This window comes from Roseibium sp. AWQ4_254 (genome assembly GCF_056161025.1).
This window is the reverse complement of record NZ_JBSWYH010000006.1, coordinates 76,208-88,822: the sequence shown is the minus strand read 5'-3', so window position 1 is coordinate 88,822 and position 12,615 is coordinate 76,208. Positions and strand designations below refer to the sequence as shown.

The 12,615-nt window shown below is 60.1% G+C and carries 9 protein-coding genes; 1 reads left to right on the top strand and 8 read right to left on the bottom strand.

Annotation, left to right across the window (positions count from 1 at the left end; translation table 11 throughout):
• Positions 1–7 precede the first annotated feature (7 nt).
• The 4 genes from ACXAIC_RS06190 to ACXAIC_RS06175 form a co-directional block, all read right to left on the bottom strand.
• Positions 8–967 carry a DUF1402 family protein gene (locus ACXAIC_RS06190; protein ID WP_475174993.1) on the bottom strand — a complete coding sequence of 320 codons (960 nt, stop codon included), beginning with the start codon at positions 965–967 and terminating at the stop codon, positions 8–10.
• Between the two features lie 286 nt (positions 968–1,253).
• Positions 1,254–1,610: a DUF6665 family protein gene (locus tag ACXAIC_RS06185; protein ID WP_475174768.1), complete on the bottom strand. Its 357-nt coding sequence runs from the start codon at positions 1,608–1,610 to the stop codon at positions 1,254–1,256.
• Positions 1,611–1,680: 70 nt separating this feature from the next.
• Positions 1,681–3,030 carry an MFS transporter gene (locus tag ACXAIC_RS06180; protein WP_475174766.1) on the bottom strand — a complete coding sequence of 450 codons (1,350 nt, stop codon included), beginning with the start codon at positions 3,028–3,030 and terminating at the stop codon, positions 1,681–1,683.
• Positions 3,027–3,590 (bottom strand): chalcone isomerase family protein, encoded by a 564-nt coding sequence (locus tag ACXAIC_RS06175; RefSeq protein ID WP_475174764.1) that lies wholly within the window; start codon positions 3,588–3,590, stop codon positions 3,027–3,029. Before ACXAIC_RS06175 ends, ACXAIC_RS06180 begins: the two co-directional genes overlap by 4 nt.
• Before the next feature lie 433 nt (positions 3,591–4,023).
• Between ACXAIC_RS06175 and clpS the strand changes: the two genes are divergently transcribed.
• A complete protein-coding gene (gene clpS, locus ACXAIC_RS06170; protein ID WP_475174762.1) occupies positions 4,024–4,326 on the top strand; it encodes an ATP-dependent Clp protease adapter ClpS in 303 nt (100 codons plus the stop codon).
• Between the two features lie 316 nt (positions 4,327–4,642).
• Here the strand turns inward: clpS and ACXAIC_RS06165 are convergent, their stop codons facing one another.
• The 4 genes from ACXAIC_RS06165 to ACXAIC_RS06150 form a co-directional block, all read right to left on the bottom strand.
• Positions 4,643–6,133, bottom strand: coding sequence for a hypothetical protein (locus tag ACXAIC_RS06165; RefSeq protein ID WP_475174760.1), 1,491 nt, complete (start codon positions 6,131–6,133; stop codon positions 4,643–4,645).
• Positions 6,134–6,799: 666 nt separating this feature from the next.
• On the bottom strand, positions 6,800–9,787 hold the full coding sequence (gene uvrB / locus ACXAIC_RS06160) for an excinuclease ABC subunit UvrB (protein WP_475174992.1): 2,988 nt from the start codon (positions 9,785–9,787) through the stop codon (positions 6,800–6,802).
• A gap of 147 nt (positions 9,788–9,934) precedes the next feature.
• Positions 9,935–10,837, bottom strand: coding sequence for an HNH endonuclease (locus tag ACXAIC_RS06155; protein WP_475174758.1), 903 nt, complete (start codon positions 10,835–10,837; stop codon positions 9,935–9,937).
• 86 nt (positions 10,838–10,923) lie between these two features.
• Positions 10,924–12,483 (bottom strand): diguanylate cyclase domain-containing protein, encoded by a 1,560-nt coding sequence (locus ACXAIC_RS06150; RefSeq protein ID WP_475174756.1) that lies wholly within the window; start codon positions 12,481–12,483, stop codon positions 10,924–10,926.
• Between the last annotated feature and the right edge of the window lie 132 nt (positions 12,484–12,615).

Genomic DNA, 12,615 nt, shown 5'->3' with positions numbered 1-12,615 from the left:
CCTTTGCTCAGAGCAGGGCGCGCAGCTGATCGATCCGGTCGTTGACCAGCCAGCCATAGTAGTTCTCCCGGGGCCAGGCTCTGCCGGTGCGGCGGAACTTGGCAGCGCGGCTCCAGGGATTGCCCAGATTGTAAAGCGTTGCCGTCAGTCCCGGGTTCCTGGAAATATCCACCTTGCCGACGGACTTGTAGGCGGCAATAGCGTCCTGAATGATCGCAGCCATGTAGTGCAGTGAAATATTCGGGTCCATTGTGGCCTTGTAGACCGCCTCGGCGTTGGCTGCACTCAGTTTGCGGTTCCGGCTCTGGCGTGCGACCCGGTCCGTCATCTTGAGGACGGTGAGCGGGCTCAACTGGCCGAGCCCAAAGCTCTGGCCCGCATAGAGCGGCTGGAAAAAGGCCTCGTTGAAGTTCTTTTTCGGATAGCGGACACCGTCAACACGCCGGCCTCGGAACTTGCTGTTCCAGACGTTTTCATAGCAGGTCCAGCGCCGGTCGCTGCTTTTCTGGATATGGTCCTTGCGGCAGCTGTCGAATTGTGGCCGTTGAACGAATGCGTCCACATGCTCGCCGTTAAGTTCGAACTGAATGTTGATCCCGGCATAGGCGAGCGCCTTTACATAATAGGATTGGGCGCTGTCCAGCGTGTCGTAATTATAGGTGTGTTCGCCCACAATTGCGCCGACGATATGGATCGGATCAATGCTGTATTGGGCGGCTACCCGTTTGATGGAGCCCATCAGCCGCCGGTCCCGTTTCAGGACGGCCAGAACCTTGTTGAACTTTGCATCATAAGTCGATTTGGACGAGGACGTGCGGCGGGCCGAGGCATAGGGAATTTTCGGCTGGGACTTGTAGCGGTTGCCTTCCGGAACCACGCGGATTTTCTGGGCAAATGCCGGCTGGGTCACGCCAAGGTCCAGCCCGGCGGGAGCCAGTATCAGCCCCAAAAGAAGACAGACGGACATCAAAATCGGCAAAAGTCTCACGGGGCCGCTTTCCTGCACATACTATTTGGTCATCGCCTGGCATTATCGTTTGGCGGGAAGCCGGGCGGTGCCCTTCATGCCCGCCAATCTAGGCGATTTTAGATAGTCCACTGAACACAACAGTAAATAACACATGAATTGATAAGACCTTGTAAAAGCACCGTCGCAATCAAGATGCAACTGCTTCTGTTCCTTACGGCAGTCTCCATCAACAAGGAAGTGACCTGTGTCACAGGATGGCTGTGTCCCGACACTCAAGCCGGGTTCACATTTTCTTGTTTGAGGTCTTGTTCATAGCGTTTGCCGGGCCCATCGAGGCCCTGACTGCTGCCGGAACGCCCATATGGTCATTGAACTCCCGGTGGCGGCGCAGACCGCACAGCTCCCGCTGGATCGTCACGTTCCACAGGGCCTCACCGGCCTGGGCGAGACGATCCCGGCGCAGGTCCGGCGGGCTGTCCGGATCGTCTTCGGCTGCGCGCAGCTGCTCCAGCGCTTGTTCCAGCCTTTTGGTCAGCCGGTTCAGGGTGCTGGCCTTTTCGCGGAAAATCTCCTGTTCCAGGGCGGCAGCCAGAGGGTCCTTGTCCTCTGGTCTGGTGAATTGGGGTGGTCTTACGCTCATAGGACGGATCTTGCGCTCATGGGGCCTGGTCAAAATCTGGTCTGGCGCAGCGATTGAAAGCGTCCGCCCGTCATCTGTCAATCATCGGTGCGGACTTTTGGAGCTCAAGGCTGCGCCCAAAGTGCAAAAGGCCGATCAGGGCAATCAGTTTGAACAGGCAGGGCAGTCCCGCATAGCTGATGCTCAAGACAAGATTCAGCTGGGCTGTCATCGGGACCGCCGGATGGTAGCCGAACAGGCCGAGCAGCGGCAGGGCAAGACCGGTGGCGACGGCGAGGGCAGATTTGGACAGGAGCGCCATGACCGAAAACAGGCTGGATGCATCCTGCTGGCGGCCGTCGGCGTCAATATGGTCGGCCAGCATTGCCGGGGGCAGAGCGAGATCGGCCCCAAGGGCCAGGCCGGAGAGGACGCAGACAAGCCCGTAGGCGGCAAGATCCCCCTGCTGCAGCAAAGCGGCCCAGCAGAAAGTGGCAATGGCGGCGGCCAGCGACAGCTGCCAGGCACGGACCTTTCCAACGCGCTTTGCCAGAAAGGTCCAGATCGGCATGGAAAAGGCACCTGCCAGAAAGTAGATCAGCAGAAAGAGCCCGGTATAGGCTTCGGCACCCAGCCGGTCGCGGATGAAGAACAGCACCAGCACGGCGGGGATGGCGCTGGCAAAGGTGTTGAGGAACACCAGCGCGAAGAAACAGGCCCGCCACCGGTTGCGGAAGAGACCGCGCCAGGAAACCGGTTTGGCATTCTGGGCCGGTGTTTCGAGGGAGGCTGAGCGCATCCACCGGATCAGCAGCCACAATGAAAGCGCCAGCAGGGGCAGATAAGCGAGGGTGAGCCAGTGAAAGGCTGTAGCGGGGGCGGTGGCCCGGGCCAGCAGCGGCGGGGCGGCAGCGGCAACCAGAAGGCCGATCAGGCCCGCCGCTTCCCGTGCGGCCGTGATCCTCGTGCGGGACTCAGAAGTGGTTTTCCAGAGCCCGCCCAGGGCCTGAAAGTTGATCGATACAATGGAAAACCCGGTGGTGCAGATCAAGACGGAGACCGCGAACCACAAAACCGGGAGAGAGCCGGGCGGGTGAAACAGCATCCAGAACCCGGCTCCAAGCAGTACAGCCCCAAGGACAAGGATGCCGCCGCGCTGGTGATGGAACTGGTCGCTGAGCCGCCCGATCAGTGGGTCCTGAACCGCATCCACGAGGCGCTGTGCAAGGAGAACCGCGCCAAGGGTGGTCAGCGGCACCTGCAGCATCACAGCATAAAAGTCAGGCGCATGCAGGTAGATCGGCAGCCCGGCAAAGGCGAGGGGAAAGGCCATGGCGCTGTAGGCTGCCAGGGACACGCCACCAATTTTGGCGTGTGACGCCGTTTCCACCTGCAGGTCCGGGGCATGTGCCCGCACCGTCTTTGCGGGCGCTGCTGTCACGAACCGGTCCCGACCAGCCGGGCCCGCAGGGCCGGATTGCGGGTGTTTGGTCCCAGCCAGATGGAAAAGAACCGTTTGCTGAAGGCCGGATCGCTGATCGTGCCGAGCTTGCGGCTGCCGAGATAAAACACCGTGCTGCCTTTGGGCCCGCGGACCCCGGTAATGGACTGGCCGGCACGCACATCTGGAAAGATCGTTCGCATCTTTTTGTCCCAGTCAGCAAGCTGGGCGTTGGATGCACCGCCCTGCCGCCTTATTTCCTTCAGCGAGCTTTGGGTGATGTCCTTGCCCTTGAAATTGCGCAGATAGGTGAGTTTCAGCGCGAACGGGCCGGAGGCGCGGTAGACGCCGTTGGGGGCATAAAGCTCTGCGTCAAACACCTTGAAGCCCAGATAGGTCATCCGTCCCTGACCAACGAGCTCAGCCGCGGGCACCACGCGCGCGGCCGGTCCGAGGTCCGCGCTGGCAGGCAAGGGCGCCAGGCTGACTGCGGTCAGCAAGCTCCAGAAAAAGGCAAGAAACGGCCAGTGTGTTTGGATCGGTCTGCTCTGCGGTCCCATGACGTGTCCCTCCGGCTGGGGCTGAGTGGAGCTTTCCAACCCTTACGCAAGCGCGGCGATGCCGGATCGCCTCACCGCCGTCTTTCTTGCCGGGAAGCGGTTTTGGGCGCGCCTGTCATCCGCCGATCTGGCACCGTCATGTTTTCTTCGATTTTGCGATGCATTATACTGCCCTTGACCCGGCGGACGGAGGAGAGACCAGCCATCACCGCCGGTGTGTTTAGACCTGGATGCGGGCATCACCCGGAAGAGGTGCGCCTGGGGACGTGCTGCTTTTTTGAGAAGGCAGCGGCCCGCCAACTGATTTCCGATGGACGCAAGAGACTGCGTGAGTGGGGTGTTTGAGGGTCCGGACCGTGCCGGATCCCGCAGGCCACGGTGTTTTCAAAAAAATCCCGCGCAACCGGGCGGGCGGCGAGTTTGGACAAGTGCGATGGGCGACAGTGATCTGAAACCGAAACTGCAGCGAAAGACCAAGGTTCAGAAGCCGAAGCTCTATAAGGTCATTCTGGTGAATGATGATTATACGCCGCGGGAGTTCGTCGTTCTGATCCTGAAGGCGGAGTTCCGGCTGGACATGGCCCAGGCCGAAGTCGTGATGCTGACCGCGCACCAGAAAGGTGCCTGTGTCGTCTCCGTCTATCCCAAGGACGTCGCCGAGACCAAGGCCACCCGGGCGATTGATGCAGCCGGCCAGCTCGGCTACCCGCTGCAATTCACCGTCGAACCGGAATAGAGCCTCAGCAGGCATCTTGTGAGCCTTTGGCAGGCGGTCCCGTCCTCCGGCAACAGCCTCTCTCTTCCTTACCATTGCGGCTGCAGCGCAGCCGGGTGCCGGGAACCAGTTTGCGGCAGCGTGTGAGAAGCCGGGGCAGTCCGTGCGCACCGGGGCCTGCTTTTGCGGGATTGACAAGAGGATGAAGTGCCCGAAGAAGGCCGACGGGATCCGTCAGCCTCCGCAGATCCCGCTTCCAACAGCCAAACCACCGCAAAATGCGGGTGCAAGCCGTCTTTTTTTGACTTTCTCAGAGGAGCGCGGGCGCGGCCCTGGATCAGTCGTGCAGTTTGACGATCTTGTCGTCACCGCCGCGGGGGGCATCGTCATCCGGCCCGTTGTCATCGCTTTCCAGCACATCCGTGTCCACCTTGACCGGTGCCGGATCGCTTTTCAGTGGTTCGGTGATGCCAAGGTCTGCGGCCGGATCGTAGGCGCCGGTCAGGCCGAGCTCTTCCGCCGGTCCACGGCCTTCCATGGCCATCTGGTAATTGGCGATCACCGCCTTCAACTGCACGATCTGTTCGTTGGCCGTGTCCACCTGGATCTTGTAGCGCTGCAGGCGCTTGTTCTCTTCCACCAGATCTTCCAGATTGTCGGCGAATTTCTGGTTCTGGTTGCGCTGGTGGTTCAGGTCTGTCAGGGCCGAATTGTATCGCAGGTTGACCTCCCTCAGCTTGGCGGTGGTCGCCATCAGCTCGTTGCGGTCCTTTTCGTGGTTCTTCTGGGCGCTGTCCAGAAGATGCTCGATCTCCTGCATGCGTTTGAGAAGATCGCGGCCACGCTCTTTTAGCGTGGAATTTTCGCGAGCCATTTCCTGCAGCGACTGGGCGCCGATGCGGCGCTGGGACGACAAGTTCTCGATTTCCGCATTCAGCGCATAGACTTCGTTGTCATGTTTGCGCTGTTCTTCCTCCAGCCGGGATTTGGCGTAGACCAGTTCCTGATTGGCCACGTCCAGATGGGATTTGAGATCGATATTGTCGTTTCGAAATTCAATCAGCTCGCGCTTGGCGGATTCCAGTTCGCTCGTCGCCTGGTTGTTCTTGCGGACCTCATCTTCCAGCAGCTTGGCGCTTTCGGACAGGTTCTGCTGGAGTTCCTTCTCCCGGTGCCGCAGGGCCTCAAGATCCTCGTTCAGGCTCTCGGCATGCTTTTCCAGGGTTTCATGCTTGGCAGTCAGATCGTTGGTCTTTCCGGTCAGCTCGGCAACCTGCGCGTTGGCTTCCACCAGTTTGGCACTTTGCAGCCGGTATTCATCATTGATCTTCTTGTTGTTGTCGCGGATCGACACGATGTCGTTACGCGCCGTCTCAAGAGCGGTCCGGGTTTCCGTGGAGCGCTTGCGCAGGGAATGGACTTCCGCCTGAGCGTCTTCCAGCTGGGTGGTGAGCGACTTGACCTTGTGTTCCGCGTCCAGAAGATCTGTGGAGATTTTGGCATTTTCGGATTTGAGCCGGACCTCGGTCTCCACGCTGTGGCGGGAGGTCTCGATATATTCGGCCATCATGCGGATGCTGGTCTGGCTTTCGGAGGCGAAAGCCGCCATTTGATCAAACATCTGGTTCAGTCCGCCAACCCGGGACTTCAGCCCGTCCAGATGGTTCATCTTTTCCTGCATTTTCAGCGCGAAAGGGGACAGCTTCTCCACATTTCCGCCCTGATCGGATGCCTGTATGTCCTCCAGGCCGTCGGCTGCCTCTTCGCCGGTCTCGATCCTTGGCTCCGCCTCTTCGCCGGGACGCGTGGATTTCGAGAAAATGCCCATGATCATCTCCTGATTGTCCCGCTGGCGCCGCACCGGCGGGATTACGCAACTTTAACCCTTTATTAACCCATTTTAGGGGGCTGATTCAACGACTCAGCAGGGCTGTCACCCAGAATATATCTGGATATGTGAGCCCAAAAAGCGAAATATCCCCGGTTGAAAGCCACCTTTAAACCTATGGTTAACGAATTGGGCGCTGGCGGTTGCAGGGCCACTGGAATTTCTGACAAGACTTGCCGATACGGAAATATAAGCCGGGCGGGTGGTGAGGAACTGTGTTCCGTCTCCTGTTTCGTCAGGTCCCCATCTTGTTGAGGCGACCGGAGACCGGCCAGGTCTCCGGTGGGCCGGTGATCCCGTGCTCCGGGCCGCCCGGCCAGCATGATGGCGCGGGCGGGCAAGTCAATTGGACATTGCCGCACAGAAGCGCCGTGATCCGAAAGCCAGCCACCGGGCCACGCGCCTGCTGTCCCCGTGCGCTGTCGGGTGTTTCAGGAAGCGAGTGCCCCTGCCAAGCCAGATAATCGGGGATGCCGGTCGAAAAGGGGGGGGCGTGCAGCCGTTTGGCGGGTATGGAGGACAAAGAATGCCGCGGCGCCTGGAGAGGTGGATTGGCCTACAGGTGTGACCGGGGAACCACGCGTTGCCAGAGCGTGTGCGATGGTCTTACTGCCCCGGTCGCCCGCTTTTTTTCGGCCGCCCGCGGCGTCGTTTTTCCTCGGAGGGGTCTTCATAAGATCCTGCACCGATTTTCCCCCGCATCACGGGTTTGACCGGATCGTCTGAGCCGAGTGGAACTTCCGTACGGCCCACGGTCATCTCATCGAGGGAATTCTTGCGGACCTTTGCGCTCGGTGCGGGCAGGGCGCTTTTGTCCCTGGCGGCGCGGGCCCGGTCGCGGGCGGTTTCTTTTTTCTTGCCAGAAGCGCCCGCCTTGGTGCCTCCGGCGCCGAATTTGCGGTCGCCCTTGAAGCCGCCGGTCTTGCCGTCGACATCGGACTGGCGGGCCATGGCGTCGTCGGCGACGGCCAGTTCCGTTTCCTGCAGGCGCTTGATTTCGTCGCGCAGGCGGGCGGCGGTCTCGAAGTCGAGATCGGCAGCCGCATCGCGCATCTGCTTTTCCAGGTCCTCGATATGGGCCGCCAGATTGTGCCCGACCAGCGAACCTTCCTCGGCAAAACCCGCATCCACAGTGACATGGTCCTGCTCATAGACACTGTCGAGAATGTCAGCGATGTTGCGTTTGACGCTTTCCGGGGTGATGCCGTGTTCGGTATTATAGGCGAGCTGTTTTTCCCGGCGCCGGGTGGTCTCGGCAATGGCCCGCTCCATGGAGCCGGTCATATTGTCCGCATAGAGGATCACCTTGCCATCCACGTTGCGGGCTGCGCGGCCGATGGTCTGGATCAGCGAGGTTTCGGAGCGCAGGAAGCCTTCCTTGTCCGCATCCAAAATGGCCACCAGAGCGCATTCGGGAATGTCGAGGCCCTCACGCAGCAGGTTGATGCCCACCAGAACGTCAAACGCTCCCAGGCGAAGATCACGGATGATCTCGATCCTTTCCAGCGTGTCGATGTCGGAATGCATGTAGCGCACGCGCACCCCGTTTTCATGCAGATATTCAGTGAGGTCCTCCGCCATGCGCTTGGTCAAGGTGGTGACTAGGGTGCGGTAGCCCTTCTGGGCCATCTCGCGCACCTCGCCCAGAAGATCATCCACCTGGGAGCTCGCCGGGCGGATGTCGATCACCGGGTCGACCAGGCCGGTCGGGCGGATCACCTGTTCGGCGAACACGCCGCCGGACTGGTCCATTTCCCAGGAGCCGGGGGTGGCGGAGACTGCAACCGATTGCGGCCGCATGGCGTTCCATTCCTCAAAGCGCAGGGGCCGGTTGTCCATGCAGGAGGGCAGGCGGAAGCCATATTCGGCCAGTGTCGCCTTGCGCCGGAAGTCGCCCCGGTACATGGCGCCGATCTGGGGAATGGTGACATGGCTCTCATCGGCAAAGACGAGGGCATTGTCCGGAAGATATTCAAACAATGTGGGGGGCGGTTCGCCCGGATTGCGGCCGGTCAGGTAGCGGGAATAGTTTTCGATGCCTGCGCATGAGCCGGTTGCCTCCAGCATTTCCAGGTCGAACATGGTCCTCTGTTCCAGCCGCTGGGCCTCCAGCAGGCGGCCATGGGCATTGAGTTCCTCCAGGCGTTGCTTCAGCTCTTCCTTGATCGACTTCACCGCCTGGTTCAGGGTCGGCTTGGGCGTCACATAGTGGGAATTGGCGTAGATCTTGACGCTTTTCAGCTCGCCGGATTTCTGGCCCGTGAGCGGATCGAATTCGGTGATGGCCTCGATCTCGTCGCCAAACAGGGAAATGCGCCAGGCCCGGTCCTCATAGTGGGCCGGGAACAATTCGATCGTGTCGCCGCGCACCCGGAACGCGCCGCGCTGGAAGGCGGCATCGTTGCGTTTATATTGCAGGGCCACCAGATCGGCGATCAGCTGGCGCTGGTCGATGCGCTCGCCCACTTCAATGGCGAAGGTCATGGCCGTATAGGTTTCCACCGAGCCAATACCGTAAATGCAGGACACCGAAGCAACGATGATCACATCATCCCGTTCCAGCAAGGCGCGGGTGGCCGAGTGGCGCATGCGGTCGATCTGCTCGTTGATCGAGCTTTCTTTCTCGATATAGGTGTCTGTGCGCGGCACATAGGCTTCCGGCTGGTAATAGTCGTAATAGGAGACGAAATATTCGACCGCATTGTCCGGAAAGAAAGCTTTGAACTCGCCATATAGCTGGGCGGCAAGCGTCTTGTTAGGGGCCAGGATCAGGGCCGGGCGCTGGGTGCGCGAAATCACCTGGGCCATGGTGTAGGTCTTGCCGGACCCGGTGACGCCGAGCAGCACCTGGGTCTGTTCGCCGCTGCCTATCCCTTCCACCAGATCGGCTATGGCCGTAGGCTGGTCGCCCCGGGGCTCATAGTCGGATTTCAGGACAATTTCGACGCCCCCTTCCGACTTGGCCGGGCGTTCGGGTCGGTGCGGCACCCACAATTCGCCATTTTTATGCAGGGGATTGCCGGATTCGATCAGGGCCGACAAAGCCTCCACGGTGGCGGTGGCGCCCTGATTGCCGCCGAGATCGCCATAGCGGCCATCCGCCGCCGATTTCTTCTTGTTGTCCTTCTTGTGCTGCTTCAGCTTGGCCTCAAGCTGTTCCGCCTCTTCCAGCGACATGTCGAGCCCGGCCACCGGATTGAGCCCGCCCGCCGCCCGTTCGCGCGCGCTGTCGGCTTTTCCGATGGATGTTCCCCGCGCGGATTTGGCTGGTTTTTCGATCTTGCCCGCGGCCTTCGCGCCCTTGGGGGACAGTTTTGCCTTGCGGCCTTCCTGAACGTCTTTGGCAACCGCTCCGTCACCGCCCGCGCGCTCGCGTTCGCGTGAGGAGGTCCGCGCCGTGCGGCTGACTGTTCCCGGCGCTCCGGGGACGGGCTGCGCTGGCGCAGCCGGGGCCTTGATTTTTGTTTTTGTCCTGGGAGCAGCTGTGTCCGCTTCCTCGGCAATCTCCGCTGCCCAGTCGCTGATGGAGCCGGACAGGGGCGTACCGGAGAGTGGCTGTTGCGGGGCTTCGCCAAACCCGTCAGGGCTGGCCATGTTGTCATCGGATCGGGATTTGGTCGGGCGCTTGCTCATGGCGGCAATATGGTCCGGTTGCGCGCGCGAGGAAAGGGGGCAGAACGGGCTTCCGCCGGGTTTCCCGAACTCTCTGTCCGTCTCCTGACAGGAAGGTGTCAGGAGGTTTTAAGTTTTGAACTTATTTTGCCTATGCCATTCAAGGTAATGCGGGTGAGGTCTGTCGGCTGGAGCATCTGGTACCCTTGCCTTCATGTCTTTGTGCAAAAGATGCGAAACGTCATAGTTGAGATGCCGCGAGGCGACGATTTCGTAGCTATTTGATAACGTTAGAAGACCTCGGTCGAACATCCAATGAACGGTGCCTGAAAGAGCAATGCCGTTTTGAATGGAATCATTTCCCCCATCTTCAACAGGAATAATATGTGCCGCCTCCACTTCCGGGCGGCCTTTGCCATTTATGAGCCGAAGCCCAGTAAAGGCGCATGTTCTATCATACGCTTTTCGAATGTTCTGCCGGAATTTGGCTTTTCGAAAAGGTTTATTCACGAGCAATGTTTTGATTGGCCGATCACCAAATGGCCCCTCAAGAGGGGCTTGTTCATCTTCTCCAAAGCCACTGAGAGTATCGTCAATGTCCGTCTCATCCGTCCGGGCTGGCCAGTTCTCCTCTTCAGACAATCCGGCTTGAATGAGCTTTTCGAAATCACTTTCGCTGATACGGCGAATGGCATTTATGATTTTGCCGCCATTCGGTTTGCCATCTTGTTTGAAAAGACCTGTCTCATATCCACCCTCTTCCGAATAGTTGAGTGGCCGGTCAAAGTCTAAATATTGATCGAAGTAGACATAATAGTGGCCTGCCTTGTCAGGGTCCTGAACGAGATTTCTCGGTCGTGCAATCGCTGTGTAGTAGCGGCTCTTCTTGCCTGATAAAGGACCATAGTAAACGATCCATCCGTTAAGAGCGCTCTCGACCGTCTTGAGATATTGCTTGGGGAAGTGATGTTTGACACCCTTGATATCGTCATAGGGACTGTCTGTTTTGTAGTAGAAAACGGCGTAAGACATTCAATCTTTTGATTTTTTGGACTGCTGGCTTCAGTTTATCCGTTTGCTTGTGCCAGTCAAACCCAGAACGCTGATTTCTTTCTGCCCTACGTCCGGATTAGCCGGCGGTGCGGCTGCGGCTGATCGGGAACTTCGCCGCTGGCAGAGCGGTAAAGATCCTCAATGCTCACAGCCCGGTTACGGCCGGTTTCCTTGGCCCGGTAGAGGGCTTGATCAGCCAGGGCGAGCAGATGGGCCGGAGCGTCCGCATGGGCCGGTGCACAGGCCCAGCCGATACTGACCCCGATCCGGGCTAGGCCGCCGGAGACAGGAATGGGCTGGGCGATTTCCTCCACAAGGGCATCGCACAGCCAGCGCAGGGTTTGGGAATCCATGGGACCCGCCATAAGAGCCATGAACTCATCGCCGCCCGTGCGCGCCAGCACCGCCTTGCCGGACAGAACCTTGCGCATGCGCTGGGCCACTTGCCGGATCACCATGTCCCCGGCCTCATGGCCGAAAGTGTCGTTCACCGGCTTGAAATGGTCCAGGTCAATGGCCAATACCGTACAGGGCGTGGTGGCGCAGGTCCGGAGCGCCGAGGCCAGTGTTTCCTGGAAGGATGAGCGATTGGCAAGGCCGGTCAGAATGTCCTGGGTGGCCAAGCGCCTGTTGTGCTCTTCACTCACTTCCAGCGCATGGGACTTCCGGGCCAGATGGCGGGCAAACAGGATGCCGATCCCTGCAAATCCGAGCATCAGGCAGAGGGCAATCGGACCAATGGCTGCACGGATGCGGCTGCCCGGGGCTTCGCTGGTCCAGGTAAAGGCACCGAGCGGGGTCTGATCATGGGCTGTGACGGGCACGCTCGCAGGGGAACTGCTGGCCTCAGCCTGATAGGCAAAATTCTGCAGGAGCAGCGTGGTGCCGATATCCGCCAGTAGCGCCGGGCCGATCAGGGAAATGGACAGGATCACTCCCGGTGGGCCGTCAGGCAGGGACACGTGCGGGCTCTCCGGCACGATGGCCATGGCGCTGACCAGGGCGGGTTGGCCCTTGATCTCGCGGATATCAGTGGCATAGATCGGCGCAAGCTGGCCCTTTTCGACATATCTGATCTTGTAACCCCCGGCAGACGGGCGGCGGGCTGTCTGATAGCCGATCCTGGCCTTGGCAATGAGATCCCGTGTGGTTTCAAGGATTGGCAGGCCCGCGTCCAGTGGTACCACCTCCTCCTCGGCGGCAACGAGGACCGGCCGGTTGCGGCCGTCGACAATCAGGGTCCAGTCGTGGTTGAAGTCCAGCCACATCTGCCGGGCAATCTCCCGGGCAAATCGTGGGTCGATGGCGTCGTTCACCTGGACTTCCCGGGCGCTCTTGTCGTTCACCGCCACGAAGGTCTGGTTGCGGGCTTCCAGATCAAGCCGATGGGTCAGGGCCTCGGAGACCAGGGCGCGCTCATGGCGGAGTGCCAGCGTGTCGGCCGCTTTGGTGGTGCTGAGGAACAGATAGACCATCGCGGCAAGGCCGCCAGCGATCAGAAGGGCAATGGATCCATAGGCCAGGTGGCGCAGGCCCGCCCGGCGCCCGGGAGGCGTCTTCCTGCCGGTTCCGCTGCCGCTGGTGTCAATCTTGTTGAAGCTGGTGTCCTGAGCGGCTGCCGCCATGCCTTTGTCCGTTTTCCCGCGTCTGCTGTTCTGGCGACTTTGGCCCCGGGCTCTAAACATCCTGTTGGCAGGAGGACGATTTGCCAGGCTTTCGGGAAATGAAGTTAACGCAGCGTTATTGATTGTTGGGTG